The following is a 20,585-nucleotide window of genomic DNA, read 5'->3' as shown; positions in this document are numbered from 1 at the left end:
ACCTTTTTTGATCTACTTAGTTGAGGGAAATAAATAATAGATTATTTTTATCACAAAATTATAGAAATATACAAAAATGAAACCAGAATTAAACTATATAGAAATCAATCGAAACTCATGGAATAATCGCACGGAGACACATATTCAATCCGATTTTTATGATGTTGAGGGATTTAAAAAGGGAAAGAGTTCTTTAAATGAGATTGAACTCAATTTATTAGGCGATATTAAAGGCAAGAAGATTTTGCATTTGCAGTGCCATTTTGGTCAAGATACTATCTCTTTAAGCCGACTAGGCGCTGAAGTAACTGGTGTTGATCTATCGGATGAAGCCATTAAAAAAGCAAAAGAATTAGCAGAGGAAACCGGGTCAACGGCTCAATTCGTATGTTGTGATATATATGATTTGCCTAATCATTTAAATGAAAAATTTGATATTGTCTATACGAGTTATGGCGTGATCGGATGGTTGCCTGATATGGATAGATGGGCCAATGTTGTTGCTACTTTTTTAAAACCAGGCGGACATTTTGTATTTGTTGAATTTCATCCTGTGGTATGGATGTTTGACGATGACTTCACGAAGGTAGGATACAATTATTTTAATGCCGCTGCTATTGTAGAAACGGAAAGTGGAACCTATGCAGATAAAGCAGCGGATATTTCACAGTCGTATGTTTGTTGGAATCATAGTTTGAGTGAGGTGATGACGAGTTTAATTCAAAATAAGTTAACGATTCAGGGCTTTGAAGAATTTGATTATTCTCCTTATGCTTGTTTTCAACATACTGTTGAATTTGAACCGAATAAATACCGCATCAAACACTTGGATAATAAAATTCCAATGGTGTATTCTATTGTAGCTCAATTGTAAGAGCAAGAAAATAAAGATAAGAAAATAAGATAAAATAGGAGCGAATTGTAATTCGTTCCTATTTTTTTTTACATTTAAGGAACCAACAAAAAACAAAATAAAAATATATGAATCAAGCAGATATAACGAAAGAACTAGTTGAAAAATACAGTGAATTTGTACAGCGTATCCATCAACTATCCGAGGAAGCATATCTTTTTCACCCTTCACCAGGAAAGTGGAATGCAGCCCAGCATTTGAAACATTTGGTTTTAGCAGTACAACCCTTGGTTTATGTTTATACATTGCCAGTAGCGGCTATTGAGGCAAAATTTGGACGTGTAGAACGACGCAATCAAACTTATGAGGAGCTAAAGGCAGCTTATTTAGTGAAATTGAAAGAAGGAGGGAAGGCACCTGAACAATTTGTACCTCAAGAGGAAATTACGGAATCTAAAGAAGCGCTAACGGAACAATTGATGGCGTTAATCTCACAATACAATGCAGCTATTTTAAAATTAACAAAAGCTGATTTTGAGAGCTTGCAAATCCCTCATCCTTTATTGGGATTGATTACGCTAAAGGAAATGGCATATAATGCAAGTTATCACGTAGAACATCATTATAATGGTTTACAGTTAGCAGTTAACGGTTAACAGTGGGATAGTTTATAGTTAACAGCTGTTGTTTTAGACGGTAAACCTTGTGTGATGATATTCAGGTCTATACTATTAAACGATATAAAAACGATATAATGAAAAAGGAAGCTCATGGCTTCCTTTTTTATTATTCTCTATAAATTTTATCGTATAAATCTTTGTAGATTTCCAAAATAACTCTTCGTTTTAATTTTAATGTAGGGGTTAATTGACCATTGTCAATACTCCATACATCTGGTGTCAATTCGAATTTTTTCACTTGTTCCCACTTACCAAATTTGCGGTTTACAAATTCTACTTCTTTCTCGATACGTTGACGTACTTGTTCATTTTGGATTAGCTCTTCATTGGTATTCCCTAACTTAATATTTTTGCGTTTCGCCCATTCTCTTACAAATTCAAAGTTTGGCTGAATTAACGCTGCTGGCATTTTTTCTCCTTCTCCAATAACCATGATTTGCTCAATGAAACGCGATTGTTTCAGGGTGTTTTCAATGATTTGTGGTGCTACATATTTCCCTCCAGAGGTTTTGAACATTTCTTTTTTACGATCGGTAATCTTCAAGAATCCTTCTTCATCAATGGTTCCAATATCACCTGTATGGAAATATCCGTCTTTTAACTCCTCTTTGGTGCGTTCTTCATCTTTGTAATATCCTAACATAACATTAGGTCCTTTACATAGAATTTCACCATCTTCTGCGATTTTAACGACTACATTGCTTAACGGTTTTCCAACAGTTCCAATTTTCATGGATTTGTTTCGCTCGTCATTTACTGCAATCACAGGAGAGGTTTCTGTTAATCCATATCCTTCCATTACAGGAATTCCTGCAGCATTAAATACACGGGATAAACGAGGCTGTAAAGCAGCACTTCCCGAAACGATGATCTTCATCTCTCCGCCCAAGGCTTCTTGCCATTTTTTGAATACTAATTTACGGGCAATACCCAGTTGTAAATTGTAAAAGAACCCGCGGTTATAAGGTTGGTATTTGAATCCAAGCTCTAAAGCCCAGAAGAAAATACTCTTTTTTATGCCTGTTAATGCAGAACCTGTTGCAAAAATCTTGTCATACACTTTCTCTAAAAGACGAGGTACAACGGTCATTACATTAGGTTTCACTTCTTTCATATTCTCCCCCATTTTATCAATGGATTCAGCATAGTAAATACCTACACCGCTATATTGATACAAATAAATCAACATACGCTCAAAAACGTGACATAAAGGCAAGAAACTTAATGCTTTGAAGTGTTGTTCTCTGGTGAAAGGTACACGTTCACTACTACCCAATACATTGGAAAGGATATTGTTGTGTGAAAGCATAACTCCTTTAGGTTTTCCCGTTGTTCCAGAGGTATAAATTAAAGTTGCTAAGTCATCAGGAGTCACTGCTGCTTTGCGTTGTTCTACTTGTTCTTGATTGGATTCATCTGCTCCTAATTCAAATAATTCATCGAGATTTTTACATCCAGCAATAGTATCAAAAGAATAGACCGCTTTGATCAAGGGTAATTGATCAATAACAGACATTAATTTATCGTAGATTTCCTGATCTGATACCACACAATACGTTGCTTCAGAATGACTTAAAATAAAGTGATAATCTTCTGGAGCAATTGTTGGGTAAATAGGAATATTTTGAGCGCCAATCTGTAGAATACCAATGTCCAATAGATTCCATTTGGTTTGGTTGTTACTAGAGATAACTGCGATTTTATCATTGGGTTGAACACCTAATCTCAAAAGAGCTCTAGATAAAGCATTGGCCTTTTGAAGGTAACTGGCGGATGACGTCTTTTCCCAAACACCGTTAACTTTGGTTACCAGCGCATCTTCCAAAGGAAAATGTTCATGTTGGAAATAAGGTATATCAAAAAGTCTAGTTGGATTCATCATCGTCGTAATTAATTAGTTATTGCAAAATACGAAAAAAAAAGAGAATTTGATACAAAGTAGCTCAAACTTGTTGACTTTTAAAAAAATAGAAGTAAATCTGCTAATGGATGGTTGATTTATGTTGAATATTCACAATAAAAAGAGGTGTTTTATTGCATTTAAAAATGATTTAAAACACAAAAAACACCTCTTTTTACAGAACTAATAAAAAAGGAAATTTACCCTTTTTTAAATAATATTGTTGGATTTAAAACGAGCTTTTTCTGCTGCATTTCTTCTCTCTTATCTCGAATTACCTTACTTATTTTTAATATTTTTTCAGATAGATGGGCCAACCACGTCAACTGTTGAATCACCATGGCAGATTCTTCCATCAAGTTTTTAATTTGCGTATCGTCTGTATAGGATTTTTTCAACTCGTATTCTCTAACATTTTGTAAATAACTCATGCTTACACGATAGCTTTCCTGATCTTCTGCTGTGATTAAGTCCTCTTCTGTAGGAGTATTGTTAAGCAAGTTATGGGTTAACTGTAAGTTCTTGTCAATATAATCCATCACCAAATTAAACGATTCTGAGGCTTTGGTAGTATGACGAGACTGTACATATACACCAATAGAAGCTGCTGTCGATAAGAAGGTGTGATTCAATACGGCTAATTCATAAATTTCAGAACGCAAACGCTGTTTGGATTTTGGTTCCTGAATCATGCGCTGAAAAGAAGCCATTAAGTTTCCAATTTCGATAAAGGCATATTTACGGGCCAATTTATAGGACAGAGTAGGCTCGCTCTTTTGGTTGTAAATTTCCTTGATTTCCTTGACGTATTGTTGGTTGGCTTGAATGGATTTAGACAAGTGTACATTGACATTGAGGAACTCCCAAGACGGCCATAGCAAATAATTGGCACCTAAAGCTAATAGTGCACCAATCAAGGTATCAATAACGCGATAAATCAATAAGTCCATGAAATTAGGTGTCAGGATTGCATAGATCAATACGACATACATCGTAATGAACGTCACCCCGACTTTGTAATCCGTATGAGAAAACCAGTAGCCTAAAATCATTGTCAAGATGGTTAAATAGGCAATAAGCGTGTGGTTATCCTGAAGGATAAACAACAAACCAAAGGCAATCAATCCTCCTAATATTGTACCAATTACACGCTCAAAGGAACGTGTTTTCGTCAATCCATAACCAGGTCGCATAATCACGACAATCGTTAGTAAAATCCAATATCCATTAAGTAGATTGAAGATGTTACTGATGATCAATCCGATTAAAATGGTCAAGGTTAAACGTGTGGCATGTCTAAAAATCGTAGACGTAAAGTTTAGGTTGACAACGAGTGTTTCCCAACGATAATGCACCGGAGTTAAGAATTTCTCTAACTCTTTAAAGCGATCTTCTACATTATCACTAAATGTCTTTTCGGTTAAGATGCGCTCTAAGATGTGAATTTTATCAATCTGACTTTGCGCATAGTGCAAGACATTGGAAAAAGAAAGCACGGCTTCTACTTTTTTGGGAGATTTACTATCTGCAATAAAGGCAGTTAGTTTCTCTTGTAAGGCGATTAATTTGCGATCAAAATCGTATTTAGGCTTGTAATTCAATCCCATATTGAGGGAATCTCCAATGTCCTTAATAGCAGCAGCAAAATCTTCTGCTAAAGATTGGTAATCGCGAATAATTGTCGGATCATCCTCATCCAAGAGTTCATGTAGTTCTTTATGGTCGAAAGAAGTAGAAACGGCAATTTCCAATATTTCAACTAGAGTGGAGAAAGCTACGAGTAAACGTCTGTTATTCGAGGAGTTTCCTGTATTGGCTTTATTGAGTACAAGAAATTCACGAAGATTTTCGTGTACATCATTGAGTTTAATTTGGATGTTGAGTTGTTCTTCAACAATTTTATCTGCATTGACCCCTGGAGTCCATAATTGCGCACGGTATTTTAGGTAATCCGCCGTTAAATCCATACACTCTGACGTTTGTAAAACCCCATAACGACGAGGACGTATGAAATAAAACGCTAGGGAAACAACCAAATAGAGTAAACCTCCCAAGAGTAGGAGTAAAGCATGGATCCATAAATCTTTACCAACATAACTGTGTGCCAATCCTAAACTGGCAGCTAATAATCCGCTGAAGGATAATAGATTGGCTCGATGTCCATAGACTGAAATCATCCCTAAGCTAAAAATGATAAAGATGAAAACAGGATAAAAGTACCAATTTCCTTGGGTTAAGGATAAGAGCAAGGTAACGAAGGGAACAAGTAATGCTCCAACTAAGATACCGTTAATTTTATCCTTGAGGTTACTGGGAATATCGACAGGAGCCGTTAGTAAAGCACCAACAGCCATAGCAAATGCCCAATCAAATTGTTGACTTGGCATAAAAAATAAGAAGGGAATTACTCCCGAAATGGTGATTTTTAACGAATCTGCTAAATGGGTATTATCAGTGTATTTTCTTGCTTTTTGAAGCATATTTTCAGTGGCTTAGATTTAGTTTTTCTTTTTTTTATCTGCAATTTTTTGTTTTGTACGATATACTATCTATGGAATAGTATGGTACAAGTTAATTTCGCGCATATTTTTTTTTATAGTAGCATTATTTTCTATAAAGTTACTCAAAATGCTTGATTGTATTGGATTTCCTGCTTTGAATTTAATAATAATTTAAAACTAAAGCAACTTAGTTGAGCAAAGGGAGTAAAAGTGATAAAATGATGGGGGCTAAAATCGCAGTTAGAATACCGTTGAAGATCATTCCAACGCTGGCAAAAGCACCGTATTTATTGCTGATTTCCATCGCTTTCATCGTTCCCATAGCATGGGAAGAAGTTCCTAGGGCAATACCTTGAGACATCGGATTGTTGATGTGTGTGAGGCGAAGGACTTGAAAACCAACCATACTACCAAATATTCCCGCAATCATAACAGCTGCTGCTGTGATGGAGGGAATGCCATGCACTGTTTTGGAAATTTCAAGCGCAATCGGCGTACTGACAGATTTAGGCACGAGAGAATAAATAATTTCGCGTTCTGCACCCGTCCAATGTGCTAATAGTACAACAGAAACAACCCCTGTTACACAACCAGCGAATTGACTGATAACGATGGGAAAAAGTTGTTTTTTAATTACCGGCCATTGAAGATACAAAGGGATGGCTAAGGCTACAATGGATGGCTTCAAGAAAAAGTCAATGTATTGCCCCGCTTGGCTAAAGTTTTCATAGGGAATTTCTAGCAGAACCAAATAGGTAATAAGAATGGCTGTAGATAGAATAATGGGATTAAAAATAATCCATTTGTATTTCTCTGTTAGTGTAAGACCTAAGGCATAAAAGGCTACGACCAAAAAGAGTAAAAATGTTGGGTTAGATAAGAAGCTCATTTTTTTAGTTTTCGCAAAAGTTGGTGGGTTAATCCCGTAATAAAAACAACGAGAACTGTACTGAGTAAAGTAGCTACTACAAGAGGAACAAAGGAGGCTTGTAGTAAGTCAAAATAATTGAGCATGGCTACACAAGGCGGAACAAAGAAGATACCCATATTGCGCATAAGAAACCCCGAAATGTCTTGAATAGTGTGTACTTGTACCACTTTTGTTTGCAATAAGATCCACAAAGTAAGAAGACCAATAATACTAGAAGGAAGCTTGATGTCTGTGAGGTAAATGATTAATTCACCAAAGGCAAGGCAGCCAAAAATGACTGCGACTTGTTTGACTACGTTCATTTTGGATGTAAATTTTAGACAAAATTACTAAAAGTGTTTGGGAGCAGCCTCGGAAATCAACTAGAATTTTATACTGAATAGCGTTAATTTTTAGGAATAAAATTAAGAGGAACACTCCATTTTTATCGTGTAAAAAGGAAATTTTTCTTTGCAAATTTCAGACGATTGCCGTAAGGGATTGAAAGATACAACTCCGTTTACCTTTGTTATCTTATTGTTTCATGTATCTGGGATTCTTAATAATTAGTTAAAGTAAAAAGCGGGATTCTTGTTTTTTGCGTAATACGATAGCGCGTTGAAAAAACAATATTTGTCTCAACTTAATTAAAAGAATTATGAGACAGCAATTACTATTTTGGAATACCGTATTTCTACTATGTGTCAGCCTGACCTATGCGCAACAAAAGCGAAATATTACAGGTGTGGTACAAGATGAAACCGGATTAGAGTTACCGGGTGCCTCTGTTGTAATAAAAGGAACAACAGCGGGAACAACAACAGATTTAAATGGAAAATTCACATTAGAAGTAGAAGATAAAGATCATATTGTAGTTTCTTTTATAGGGTACAAAAACAGTGAAAAAGCAGTACAAAAAACAATCGACTTTACTTTTGTATTAACCCCAGAACAAGCTTCTTTAGATGAAGTAGTTATCACAGCTTTGGGGATTTCAAAAGCAGAGAAGAAAATTGGATATGCAACGCAAAATATAGACGTCAAAAAAGTACAAGAAGTAGCTACACCGAATATGGGAAGTTTGTTGAGTGGTCAAGTAGCAGGACTTCAAGTATCCAATCCTCCTGGGATGCTACAAGCACCTAAGTTTTCCTTAAGAGGAAAAGATCCACTTATTGTGATTGATGGGATTCCAGTAACGACCGATTTTTATGATGTATCACCAGAGGATATCGCCAATATCAACGTATTGAAAGGAACGAGTGCTTCTGTACTTTATGGTTCATTAGGTCGTAATGGAGCCATTATGATTACAACTAAAAATGCTAAAACAGAAGGTATATCGGTTGAGGTATCGCAAAATACAATGATCAGTGCAGGGTATACTTTATTTCCTAAAACGCAAAATGAATACGGAAGTGGATCAAATGGGAAATATGAATTCTGGGACGGAAAAGATGGAGGAATCAGTGATGGAGATATGATTTGGGGGCCTAAATTTGAACCAGGGGTGAATATTGCACAATGGAATAGTCCAATTCGAGACAAACAAACAGGAAGCGTAATTCCTTGGTATGGAAACGTGGAAGGCACACAGTATGATGATAAATCGCGTTACGAAAGAGTGCCTATCGCTTGGGAGTACCACGATAACTTGAAAGAGTTTATGGAAACTGGAATCATCTCTCGTACAAATTTCGCGGTTTCAAACAAATCAGCAAAAGGATCGTATCGCTTAGGAGGGGATTTTTCGTACAACAAAGACCGAGTACCGAATACGAGTATGTATAGAGGGAGTTTAAACTTCAAATCAACAACTTATTTGACCGATAAATTGACGTTAGATTCTAAGCTTTCTTATAGCAAAGTACACGCGCCAAATGTGCCAAATTATGAGTATAACCCAAGTGGGCATATGTATACTATTTTAATTTGGATGGGAGATGATGTGAATGGACGTGATTTGAAAAATAATTTATGGACTCCAGGAATGGAAGGATATAAACAAGCAAGTTACAATTATGCGTGGTACAACAACCCTTGGTTTGGATCAGAATATTTCAAACGCATCTGGAATAAAGATGTGACAAATGCACAATTGAGTTTGAGTTATCAAGCAACGGAGGATTTGGTATTACAAGGAAGAGCTTCGATGATTTCAACGAATAACAATACAGAATTACAAAGCCCAAAATCATATTTCAATTATAGTACATCAAGAGAAGGTGGATATAGTTTAGAGCAAAATGATCGCTTGGATATTGATTATGATTTCTTAGCGATGTACAGCAAGACTATTACAGATAATTTTGGAATTAACATTAATGCAGGAGCGGCTTCTCGCTACTATCGCTTAACAAATTCATTTGCAGCAGCAGATGGATTGACTGTGCCAGGTGTACACAATTTAGGAAATTCAAAAGGTCCCGTTACCGCAACGAATTACTTGGAGAAAAAGGCAGTAAATAGTGTATATGGAACCATAGAATTTGATTTATACAACGCATTTTTCTTGAGTTTTGCAGGGCGTAATGACTGGTCTTCAGCTTTGGCGAAAAGTCAACGTTCCTACTTTTACCCTTCAGCTTCCTTGAGTGTGGTGGTCTCTAATTTAGTTGAGATGCCTGAACAAATTGATTATTTAAAATTGTATACGTCTTGGGCAAATGTATCGAGTGACTTGACTCCTTACCAATTGCAATCGACCTATTCTCCTGTAAATCCTTCTTTCAATGGCAATCAAATGGTAGAATATCCCAATGCCGTTTTGAATCCGTATTTACTTCCTGAGAAATCAAAAACTTATGAGGTTGGTTTATCAAGTGCTTTTTACAAGAAGCGTTTAAATGTAGATGTAACGTATTATCGCGTGTTGGACTCAAACTTTATTATTGATTATCCTGTTTCAGAAGCATCTGGATTCAATAACATGAAGGTGAATGGAAATGAATATACAACAAATGGGTGGGAAATTTCCTTAACAGGTGCTGTAGTGAAAAATGATAATTTTCAGTGGAATTCAGCCATCAACTGGAGTGCGAGAACAAGACGCTTGACGAAAATTCACGAAGATGCGGAGCGATTTGGCGACTTGCGTTTGAATGACCGTGTGGATTCGTATTATGGTGTGGATTGGATGAAATCACCAGATGGAAAAGTCATCTTAGACGAAAAAACAGGAATGCCTACTGCAAATAAACAAGCGGCGTATTTAGGACATAAAGACCCGAAATGGACATTAGGATGGAACAATAGCTTCAAGTATAAAAACTGGGGATTGAATATTGGAATTGATGGTATTTGGGGTGGTGTAATGCGTTCTGAAGTGGTAGAGAAAATGTGGTGGGGAGGAAAACATCCTGAATCTGTTCGCTACAGAGATGAAGAGTACTCAACAGGAAATCCAGTGTTTGTACCTAGTGGGGTTAATCTAGTTTCGGGAGAATTAGTAACGGATGTACAAGGGAATGTGATTTCGGATACTCGTGTATTTAAAGAGCATACTGGGGCTGTAAACTGGCAAAGTTGGGCGCAAAATTATCCTTATCGCGCTCGAGTAACTGAAAAAGAAAGCAAATTGTTCGCAAACGTATTTGATCGAACGTATTTCAAATTGAGAACCTTGAGTTTATCGTATGATTTTACGCCTATGATAAAATCAAAGAAAATCACGCAGTTATCTGCTTCTTTAACGGGATATAACTTATTGATGTGGAAAAAATCAAAAGGATTATACTCTGATCCAGATTACGATACGGCAAATAAGAACGATATCCAAGATCCTTCAACACGTTGGATTGGACTAGGGTTAAATGTAAAATTCTAATACTGAGAGTCATGAAAAAATACTTAAAAACACTATACGCAATTACTTTGGCATTAACCGTAGTGGGATGTCACGATTTAGATCAATTGAATGAAGATCCAAATAAAATCAAGGAGGCAGATCCTTATTTATTGCTAACAAAAGTTGAAAAAACAGCTTTTTCATTACAAAATATAGATAAAGAGTACGCTTCTCGTATGATTATACAAACGGATGGAGAAAGCACCTATCAGTATTTGAAATGGGGAAGTAAAGGATTTGATCGCTATAAAGATTTGATGCAAACCCAAAAAATGATGGACGAGGCTACTCGTACAGGAAAGACCGAATATCTTGCAATTGGACATTTTTTAAAAGCTTATTTCTTTTATGAATTAACCATGTCGTTTGGTGATATCCCTTTCTCAGAAGCTTTGCAAGGCGAAGGAAGCATCCAATTTCCGAAATATGACACACAAGAAGCTGTGTTTGTGGGAATTTTAGAGGAGTTAGAACAAGCGTCAAAAACATTGAAAAAAGAAGGTTCAATTCAAGGTGATATCATTTACAATGGCAATTTAAATCGCTGGGAAAAATTGATTGAATCTTATAAATTAAAAGTGTTGTTGACTTTGTCTAAAAAGCAAAAAGTAGGCGGAATTGATGTGGCTCAACGCTTTAATGAAATCTATCAAAAAGGAATCTTGATGATGGATAATGCAGATAATGGGCAGCTTACTTTCTTTGATCAAGCAGGAAGCCGTTATCCTCAGTTCAACTCAAGCTCATACGGATCAAGTATGTATATGTCAAGTACTTTTATTGATTTGTTGAAAGAATTGAAAGATCCGAGATTATTTGCATTTGCTCAACGTACCGCTTCAGCTTTGGAGCAAGGATTGGCTGAGGATAATTTCGATGGATACAACGGAGGAGACCCTACGGTACCTTATGCTGAGAATGAAAAATTAGTACAAAGTAAAAATATCTCTAAAGTAAAAAGCAGATACTATCAAGATCCAACCAATGAAACCAATGTGATTTTGAGCTATGCCGAATTGCAATTCATTTTAGCAGAAGCATCGGCTAGAGGGTGGATTGCAGGGAATGCAGCAGAATTTTACCTGAAGGGAATCAAAGGGAATTTTGAGTATTATGCTCAATATGCTAAAGGTTTAGGTAACTATTTTACAACGGAAAAATACGAGGAATATGTGCAACAGCCTAAGGTAAGTTACCAAGGAGGGGATTTGCAAACCCAACTAAAACAAATCTTGACGCAAAAGTATTTGATTATGTTTCATCAAGCGGGAATGAGTATTTATTTTGATTATTTGCGTACAGGATTTCCAGCTTTGAAACTACAACAAGGCGTTACTGCTCCAACGAGATGGCAATACCCAAGTTCAGAGTACAACCGAAATCAAAAACATTTGCAAGAAGCGTTAGATCGCCAGTTTAGCGGTTCAGATAATATTAGAGGAATTAGTTGGTGGTTAAAATAAGAGAGATGAGTACAACTAGAAGAGATTTTATTAAAACGTCATCCCTTTTTATGGGAGGGATGACGGTTCTAAATGCAATGCCATCGTCAATTCAACGCGCATTGAGTATTGAAGCAGATCCAGGAACGACTTTTCTCGATGCAGAGCATGTGGTGTTCTTGATGCAAGAAAATCGCTCTTTTGATCATTGTTATGGAACGTTGAGCGGTGTTCGTGGGTTTAATGATCCTCGCGTAATTCGACAGTCTAATCAGTTGCCTGTTTGGTTTCAAACAGACCAAAATAAAACGATATATGGTCCTTTTCGATTGGATATTGAAAATACAAAAATCACCTGGATGGGGAGCTTACCGCATAGCTGGAAAGATATGGTGGAAGCGAGAAATGACGGTAAAATGGATCAATGGTTGATTGCGAAAAAACCGGGAAATAAAGAATACGCGCACATGCCTTTAACCATGGGGTATTTTACGCGAGAAGATATTCCGTTTTACTATGCTTTTGCAGACGCTTTTACAGTTTGTGATCAACACTTTTGTTCGTCCCTAACGGGAACAAGCGCCAATCGATCGTATTTTTGGGCAGGAGCAATTCGAGAAAATCCACGTGATCCCAATTCTATTGCTCATGTCAACAACGGGCAAATCAACTACAAAGATGTGAGTTGGAAAACCTATCCCGAGCGATTGGAAGAAAATAATATCTCTTGGAAAGTATACCAAAATGAATTGAGTGTACCTGTAGGGTTTACGGATATGGAAGAATCGTGGCTGGCTAATTTTACAGATAATAACTTAGAGTTTTACAAGCAGTATAATGTTCGTTTTCACAAGGCTCATATTCAATTCAAAGCATTAGAATTGAAACGCTTAACACAACAGATAACGGATGGTACGCTAGCTGGAGAAGCATTGCAAAAAGCTGAAACAGAACGCCTAGCATTAGAAAAATACCTAGCAGAACATGGTGAAGCTGCATTTGCTCAATTATCGGATTTTGAACAGCAAATTCACAAAAAAGCTTTTACAACCAATACGGCTGATCCTGATTATCACCAAATAGAAGAAATAGAATACCAAGAGAATGGAGAAACCAAAAAGGTAGCTGTTCCCAAAGGAGATATCTTGTATCAATTCAGAAAAGATGTTGCAGAAGATCAATTGCCTATGGTGAGTTGGTTAGTTGCTCCTTGTAATTTTTCAGATCATCCTGGTGCTCCGTGGTTTGGCGCTTGGTATGTATCGGAAGTATTAGATATTCTAACAAAAAATCCAAAGGTGTGGAAAAAGACTATCTTTATTCTAACGTACGATGAAAATGACGGCTATTTTGATCACGTCGCACCGTTTGTTCCTCCATTGAGTACAGATGAAAAACAAGGAAAAGTATCTAGTCAATTAGATACACAAGACGAGTGGGTAACGCTAGCACAAGATCGTGCCAGAGATAGTAAAAGTGCACTGGCGAGTCCTATTGGTTTAGGGTATCGCGTACCTATGGTAGTTGCTTCACCTTGGACAAGAGGAGGTTGGGTGAACTCAGAAGTATGTGATTTAACGTCAACCTTGCAATTTTTGGAGTATTTCATCGAGAAAAAAACAGGAAAAAAAGTAATTGAAGAGAATATATCAGCGTGGAGAAGAGGAACATGTAGTAATATGACATCCGTTTTTCAACCAGCTAATGACTTGAAGAAATTGGATTTAGATTTTGTTGACCGAAACAAGTATGTGGAGCGTATCCTAAATGCCCGAGATAAAAATTTACCACAAGGTTTTAATGCTTACACTTGGCAGGAATTACAACAGCACCAAGCTTGGAATGATTTCCAACATTTTCCTAAACAAGAAAGTGGAGTTAAAAAAGCATGCGGATTGCCTTATGTAATCAATGTCAATGCATTAGTTGATAAAAAAGGAGTAAAAATGCAATTGGATGTTCACGCCAATGCGCTTAAAAATAAGGACTATTTAGCGCCTGTTCAAGTATATGCTCATCAGAAGTTTCAAGGAGAAACAGGTCGTAATTGGAATTTCAGCGTAGATGAAAAGGAACCTTTGGTGTACCAATGGGGAAGCCAGGATTTAGAACAAGGACGATACAACTTTAGTGTACATAGTTTCAATGGTTTTTATCGAAATTTTAAAGGAAAAGTACAAGACCCTAGTGTAGCTGTTGATTTTACAGTGCATGTCGATCAAACTGTAACCATTGCCCTCAAAAACAAATCAAATGAAACACTTACTTTCTATGTGCAAGATGTTGTATACAGCAAAGAAAATCAGAAGATATCAGTAAAACCAAACGAAGAACATACCCTGAAGCTAGATTATACTAAATACAAAGGATGGTATGATGTAGTGATTACACTGGTCAACTATACGAGTTTCGTTTATCAATATGCAGGTCATATCGAAAATGGAGCAAGTAGTATTACGGATCCTTATATGGCGAGTTTTTCAAAGTGGAGTTAGTTGTTATGGGGTTAGGAGTTAAGGGGTAAGGGTTAGGAGTTAAGGGTAAGGTGATGAGAGGGTTAGGCGATGAGGAGGTTAGGCGATGAGGAGGTTAGAAGTTAAGGGTTAGGTGATGAGAAGGTAAGATGGTGAGACGATGAGGTGGTGTGATGTAAAACCCCGTAGTGGCAAATGGCAATTTGCCAAGTAACTAGATAAGAAACCTGGGCAAACCTCATAAAAACAGCGTTCTTTCTTTAAACGATAAATTTTACGATTTCACAAAGAGCAAATTCACTTCTTACAAAATAAAGATAAGCAGTACCTTTGTTCTATATTCCTTGGGCATTCCTTGGGCATTCCTTGAACATTCCTTGGACATTCCTTGGAGTATACTAGGAAAATACACCCTTTTGTCGAAGGAATGTCCAAGAAAACTCGAAGGAAACTCCAAGGAGAGTTGAAGGAGAATCGAAGGAACCTCATCCAATAATAGAGAAAGGGAATGGTGAGAAGGTTAGATGGTGAGGGGGTTAGACAATGAGATGTAAAACCCCGTAGTGGCAAATGGCAATTTGCCAAGTAACTAGATAAGAAATCTGGGCAAACTGCACAAAAACAGCGTTCCTTCTTTAAACGATAAATTTTACGATTTCACAAAGCAATTGATGAGGGGGTGAGAAGGTTAGATGGTGAGGGGGTTAGACAATGAGATGTAAAACCCCGTAGTGGCAAATGGCAATTTGCCAAGTAACTAGATATAAAGTCTGAGCAAACTGCACAAAAACAGTGTTCCTTCTTTAATCGATAAATTTTACGATTTCACAAAGCAATTGATGAGGGGGTGAGAAGGTAAGATGGTGAGACGATGAGGTGGTGTGATGTAAAACCCCGTAGTGGTAAATGGCAATTTGCCAAGTAACTAGATATAAAGTCTGAGCAAACTGCACAAAAACAGCGTTCCTTCTTTAAACGATAAATTTTACGATTTCACAAAAAACAAACCTCACAAAGAGCAAAGCACAAACCTCACAAAAAACAACCCTTCCAAAGCCGCAATCATAAATATCGTATCTTTGTTGTATTCGTCAAGTGATGAGTGGTAAAAAACGATTAATCGTGGATAAGAGAGCATTTAAAGACACCGTATATACAGAGTTAGCGAAAGTAGCCAAAGCAATGGCAAATCCCGTGCGATTGGAGATTATTGATCTATTAGCGCAAGGGCCTTTCTCCGTAGAACAGATTGCCAATTATACCAATCAATCCATTGCGAATGCATCTCAGCACTTGCAGAACCTTAAAAAAGCTCAACTTGTTCAAATCAATAAACAAGGAAACTTTGTCTACTATTCACTGAGGAGTAATGGAGTATATAAAACGTGGATTGCCTTGCGTGAATTGGGGATTCATTTCAATGCAGAAGTAGAAAAGGTGATTACTGATTTTCGTCAAGAACAAAATGAAAACCTACAAGCAATCGATGCAGATACGTTAGCAATGCTACTTAAAGAAGAAGAGATTTTATTGCTAGATGTTCGCCCAGAAGAAGAATACAATCGAGGGCATATCCATCAAGCGCTATCAATGCCTTTGCAGCAATTAGAAGAGGCAGTAAAAGCATTCGACAAAAGAAAAACCATTGTAGCATATTGTCGTGGTCCATTTTGCGTTTATGCTGATGAAGCCGTTGCTTTTCTGATGGAAAAGGGCTTTAAAGCGATTCGCTTGGAGGAAGGCTACCCTGAATGGGCTTTAAAAGGCCTGCCTACAAATAAAAAAGAAGAATAGATTTTTGAAAATAGCTGAGAAGCGCATGGAGGAATCCATGCGCTTTTTTTGTTATGCCTCTGATTGTTTGTTTTGATCCAAAGAGGAAGGAAATCTCTTTTACAAACCATCTATTCAATAGTTTTATTGAATAGGTGGTGAAAAAATACTATCTTTGTCTTCTATTCGCTATAGGGAAACACAAAACAAGAAAAAATAACAGATGAAGGCAATACAACTTGGTTTAAAAGAAAACTGGAAGCAATTTACTCTTTTGGTTGTAGTCAATATGATGGTTGGAGGAATGGTTGGATTGGAGCGTACGGTTGTTCCTTTGGTGGGAACAGAGGAGTTTCATATTCAATCAGACGTTGTTGTCTTTTCTTTTATTATGGCTTTTGGCGTGGTCAAAGCATTTACTAACTTAATTTCAGGGGTGTTAGCGGATCAGTATACGCGCAAGAAAGTATTGGTTTTAGGTTGGCTTATTGGTGTCCCCGTTCCTTTTTTACTAGCTTATGGGCCGTCATGGGATTGGATTCTATTTGCGAATATTCTTTTGGGGATTAGTCAGGGATTGGCTTGGTCCATGACGGTAAATATGAAGATCGATTTAGTGGGGAGTAAAAGTCGCGGCTTGGCTATGGGATTAAATGAAGCTGCTGGTTATGGTGCTGTTGGGTTAACTGCTTTGATAACTGGAATTATTGCTTCTCGTTATGGTTTGCGTCCAGCGCCTTTTTACTTGGGAATTGCTTATACACTTATCGGATTACTACTTTCTATTTTTGTTGTGAGAGATACCCGTCAATTTGCACAACTGGAAGCCAAACAGCACAATCAAACAGCAAAAGAAGGAATTGCTAAACCTAATTTGTGGTGGGTGTTTAAAGAAACTACCTATAAAGATAAAAACTTGTTTTCTATTTCTCAGGCAGGGTTAATCAACAACTTAAATGATGGAATGTCCTGGGGAGTATTTCCTTTGCTTTTTATCTCGATGGGTGTAGGATTAGAAGGTGTGGGATGGATTAAAGCCGTATATCCGGTTGTTTGGGGAGTAGGACAGATTGTAACAGGCCCTTTGACTGATAAGTGGGGGAGAAAACCTTTGATAGTTTGGGGAATGTTTATTCAAGTATTGGGACATCTAGTGATTGGAAGTGCTGTTTTCAATCCTTTAACGGCGGGTTTAATTGGTTCTATTCTCTTGGGTATCGGAACAGCTATGGTATATCCTGCGTTGCTCGCTGCGGTTAGTGATGTGGCACATCCCAATTGGAGAGCTTCTTCTTTGGGTGTTTATCGCTTTTGGCGCGATATGGGCTATGCCATAGGAGCGTTAATGGCTGGTATTGTAGGGAATTATTTCGGCTTGATGTGGGCTGTCCATATCGCGGGAGCCTTAACGTTTGTATCAGGTATTGTGGTGTGGATCCGAATGAAAGAAAACCGTTGAGGTAGAATGTAGCCTTATTGATTGGAACAAATGCTCAACAAACATCTTCCCAATATACCTGGTAAATCTGTATCTTTGATATTGTAAATCTCAATTTATGCGCTACCAAGAAATTCTTCCCATTCCTGCTTTACAAGGGTATATCCGTTACTTTTGGGTATTGGAGAGTGGAGAAGAACAACCAGGGAGCAAGCAATTTAAAATAGTACCCGATGGGATTCCCGCTTTGATTTACCAAGATACGCCTAATCTATTTCGAGATGAACACGAACAGTATACACCTCAATTGTATGTTTACGGTGCCTTTACAACGTATACCAATCAATTAATTGATGGCGCTTTTCGCATTATTGGCGCGTATCTCGAACCTACAGCTTTAAAAAGCATATTCAGATTGGATGCTTCTGATGTAACCAATCAAACCATTGCATTAGCTGATTTTATGGCTACTCCTTTATTGGATCAATTGCAACATGCTTCTACGATAGAGGATAAAATTACCTTGCTTTCTGATTTTGTGTTGCGACAAATCCAGCTTGTCCGCTATGAAAATCAAAAGGCTAAATTTGCCTCCAATTTATTACAACGCGGTAAATCGCTAGCAGAGATCCAAGAAGAATTGAACATGTCTGAGCGCACCTTGGAACGTCTCATGAAACAACATGCGGGAATATCTCCTAAAATTTTCTCGCGAATTATGCGTTTTCAGACGAGTTTAGAATTGCTGAAAACCAAGGGGTTTGATACCCTAACAACGCTAGTGTATGATCAAGATTACTATGATCAATCGCACTTTATCCGAGAGTTTAAAACCTTTACAGGAAATAATCCAACGCAGTTTTTGAAACATTCAGACGAAAAGCTCTCTAATTTTCCCGAGTGGAAAAAAGGAGAAAAGGAGTAATTTTTAGGGATGTCGGTTTTATCCAATCCTAAGGATTTCGCATCCTTTAGTTTTGTAGTATAATTTTAAAAGATAAAAAATGCAAAACAAAATCGTTCGAATGAACCCTGCAACAGTACCTCACCCTGTGGGAAAATATGCACACGTAACTGTGATTCCAAAAGAAGCTAGTCTATTTACCTTTTCAGGGCAAATTGGCATTAATGCAGAAGGCGTGATTCCGTCTAATTTTAATGAACAAGTAAAATTGACTTTTGACAATATTCAGGCCCTATTAGCAAGTCAAGACTTAACAGCTGAAGAAGTAATCAAAGTGAATATTTGGGCAACACAAACCATCGATTGGGAGTATTTTGATCACATTTGGATTAGTGTTTTTGGTGAACATTATCCTTCCATGACTATTGCGTATATTTCCGCTTTAGGATTGCCAGAAATTGCGATTGAAATTGAAATTTGGGCTGCGAAAGAGGGAAAATAGCTTACAGTTGAAGGTTTACGGTTTACAGTGCTTGTAGGCCGTAAACTTTGTCCACTGTGCACCGTAAACTGAGTACCATAAACTGAGTACCATAAACTGTCTACTGTCCACCAAAAAACTATCTCCCTTTAGAAAGCGCCATTTTTACAGCTAAAAAGAGCAATACGCTCCCCATAAACCATTTTTGTATTTTAACCCAAAAGGGTTGTTTTTGAAAGAAGGATGCGAGTTTAGCAGCGAATAAAATAATCAGAAGATTAGTTAAAAAGCTAATAACTAATTGAGTCGTTCCCAAGGTTAAACTTTGAAAAAAGATAGAGCCATAGGCCGGTTTAATAAACTGAGGAAAGAGTGATAAGTAAAAAACGGCGACCTTGGGATTGAGTACATTGGTTAAAAAACCAATTGAAAACAGTTTACTAGGGGCATCCACTTTTAGGGTTTGCTCAACTGCAAAGATGTTTTTTCCATTGGGTTTTAACGCTTGAAAAGCGAGGTATACCAAATAGAGTGCTCCTGTCCATTTTAATACGGTATAAGCATAAGGAATAGTAAAGAGAACAGCTGTTAATCCAAAAGAGACTAACACGATGTGAAATAAAAAACCAATAATCACACCCAACAAAGAAATCAGCCCGGCCTTTTGGCCTTGTGATAAAGTTCTTGAAATTAGGTAAACCATATTAGGTCCTGGAGTGATAGCTAAAATTAAAGCGGCTAAAGCAAATAGCAATAAGGCTTGAAACGGAATCATAGACTTAGTTTTAAAAGGAGGTGATAGAAAGTAAAAACAAATCGGTTGAGCTAGTATTTTTGAAAAAAATGACTATCTAAAAATAAGGCAAGTAGATACTGCATGTGCATAAATCACACCTGTTGCATCAACGAGTTTAGATTCCAAATAGGCTGTTGTTCTACCTTGGTGAATAATAGTTGTTTCAGTATGTAATAATGGGCTTTCGGTGGTGATTTTTTTTAGAAAATTTACTTTTAAATCTAAAGAAGTAAAGCTTTCACCTGCTGCTAAAGTAGTGAGTAGTGAACATCCAATAGCCGTATCCAATACTGTACTGATAATACCTCCGTGAACAGTACCAATAAGATTATATAAAAATGCGCTTGCTTTTAATTCAAAAACAGCTTGTCCTTTTTCTACCGCAATCAGCGTACTGTGAATTGTCTCGAGTGCAGGTGCTTGTGGTAATGAACCATTGAGAACACTTACTAAAAGATCATAACCACTTTGTTTTTTTGCTTCTTCTAAAAGGGTGGTAGGGTTTTCCCAAGTATAGGTACGTGTGTTTTTTGTCATAATTGTTTGTTTTTGTATGTCAATTTATTCGATTTATTTTAACAGAAAA

At 37.1% G+C, this 20,585-nt stretch carries 15 protein-coding genes; 9 read left to right on the top strand and 6 right to left on the bottom strand.

From position 1 onward, the window contains the following. Positions 1 to 76 precede the first annotated feature (76 nt). The gene (locus ACUTSE_RS12570) at positions 77 to 874 is read left to right on the top strand and encodes a class I SAM-dependent methyltransferase (RefSeq protein WP_445640471.1); all 798 of its coding nucleotides are present in this window, start codon (positions 77 to 79) and stop codon (positions 872 to 874) included. Positions 875 to 981: 107 nt separating this feature from the next. Further along, positions 982 to 1,509: a DinB family protein gene (locus tag ACUTSE_RS12565; RefSeq protein ID WP_445640470.1), complete on the top strand. Its 528-nt coding sequence runs from the start codon at positions 982 to 984 to the stop codon at positions 1,507 to 1,509. Between the two features lie 130 nt (positions 1,510 to 1,639). On the opposite strand, the gene ACUTSE_RS12560 is transcribed toward ACUTSE_RS12565, so the two are convergent. From ACUTSE_RS12560 to ACUTSE_RS12545, 4 genes are all read right to left on the bottom strand, one after another. After that, complete coding sequence (locus tag ACUTSE_RS12560) at positions 1,640 to 3,415, bottom strand: AMP-dependent synthetase/ligase (RefSeq protein WP_445640469.1); 1,776 nt, start codon at positions 3,413 to 3,415, stop codon at positions 1,640 to 1,642. A gap of 218 nt (positions 3,416 to 3,633) precedes the next feature. Further along, positions 3,634 to 5,913 carry an FUSC family membrane protein gene (locus tag ACUTSE_RS12555; RefSeq protein ID WP_445640468.1) on the bottom strand — a complete coding sequence of 760 codons (2,280 nt, stop codon included), beginning with the start codon at positions 5,911 to 5,913 and terminating at the stop codon, positions 3,634 to 3,636. 208 nt (positions 5,914 to 6,121) lie between these two features. Then, a complete protein-coding gene (locus ACUTSE_RS12550; RefSeq protein ID WP_445640467.1) occupies positions 6,122 to 6,823 on the bottom strand; it encodes an LrgB family protein in 702 nt (233 codons plus the stop codon). Beyond that, positions 6,820 to 7,167 carry a CidA/LrgA family protein gene (locus ACUTSE_RS12545; RefSeq protein ID WP_002985890.1) on the bottom strand — a complete coding sequence of 116 codons (348 nt, stop codon included), beginning with the start codon at positions 7,165 to 7,167 and terminating at the stop codon, positions 6,820 to 6,822. Before ACUTSE_RS12545 ends, ACUTSE_RS12550 begins: the two co-directional genes overlap by 4 nt. A 335-nt stretch (positions 7,168 to 7,502) precedes the next feature. Here ACUTSE_RS12545 and ACUTSE_RS12540 point away from each other — a divergent pair, with 335 nt between their 5' ends. The 7 genes from ACUTSE_RS12540 (at position 7,503) to ACUTSE_RS12510 (ending at position 19,224) form a co-directional block, all read left to right on the top strand. Next, positions 7,503 to 10,670: a SusC/RagA family TonB-linked outer membrane protein gene (locus tag ACUTSE_RS12540; protein WP_445640466.1), complete on the top strand. Its 3,168-nt coding sequence runs from the start codon at positions 7,503 to 7,505 to the stop codon at positions 10,668 to 10,670. 11 nt (positions 10,671 to 10,681) lie between these two features. After that, positions 10,682 to 12,154 carry a SusD/RagB family nutrient-binding outer membrane lipoprotein gene (locus ACUTSE_RS12535; protein WP_445640465.1) on the top strand — a complete coding sequence of 491 codons (1,473 nt, stop codon included), beginning with the start codon at positions 10,682 to 10,684 and terminating at the stop codon, positions 12,152 to 12,154. Positions 12,155 to 12,159: 5 nt separating this feature from the next. After that, a complete protein-coding gene (locus ACUTSE_RS12530; RefSeq protein ID WP_445640464.1) occupies positions 12,160 to 14,628 on the top strand; it encodes a phosphocholine-specific phospholipase C in 2,469 nt (822 codons plus the stop codon). A 1,101-nt stretch (positions 14,629 to 15,729) separates the two neighbouring features. Next, positions 15,730 to 16,401 carry an ArsR/SmtB family transcription factor gene (locus tag ACUTSE_RS12525; protein WP_445640463.1) on the top strand — a complete coding sequence of 224 codons (672 nt, stop codon included), beginning with the start codon at positions 15,730 to 15,732 and terminating at the stop codon, positions 16,399 to 16,401. Between the two features lie 202 nt (positions 16,402 to 16,603). Continuing rightward, a complete protein-coding gene (locus ACUTSE_RS12520; RefSeq protein WP_445640462.1) occupies positions 16,604 to 17,839 on the top strand; it encodes an MFS transporter in 1,236 nt (411 codons plus the stop codon). Between the two features lie 97 nt (positions 17,840 to 17,936). Then, the gene (locus tag ACUTSE_RS12515) at positions 17,937 to 18,743 is read left to right on the top strand and encodes an AraC family transcriptional regulator (protein ID WP_445640461.1); all 807 of its coding nucleotides are present in this window, start codon (positions 17,937 to 17,939) and stop codon (positions 18,741 to 18,743) included. Between the two features lie 79 nt (positions 18,744 to 18,822). Further along, positions 18,823 to 19,224, top strand: coding sequence for a RidA family protein (locus ACUTSE_RS12510; protein WP_445640460.1), 402 nt, complete (start codon positions 18,823 to 18,825; stop codon positions 19,222 to 19,224). Between the two features lie 118 nt (positions 19,225 to 19,342). Here ACUTSE_RS12510 and ACUTSE_RS12505 read toward each other — a convergent pair whose 3' ends face one another. After that, a complete protein-coding gene (locus ACUTSE_RS12505) occupies positions 19,343 to 19,978 on the bottom strand; it encodes a LysE family translocator (protein ID WP_445640459.1) in 636 nt (211 codons plus the stop codon). Positions 19,979 to 20,050: 72 nt separating this feature from the next. After that, positions 20,051 to 20,536 (bottom strand): PaaI family thioesterase, encoded by a 486-nt coding sequence (locus ACUTSE_RS12500; RefSeq protein WP_445640458.1) that lies wholly within the window; start codon positions 20,534 to 20,536, stop codon positions 20,051 to 20,053. Positions 20,537 to 20,585 lie beyond the last annotated feature (49 nt).

Source organism: Myroides sp. TSA_177.3 (assembly GCF_052691955.1).
The sequence above is the reverse complement of the archived record's forward strand: the minus strand, read 5'-3'. Positions and strand labels throughout refer to the sequence as shown.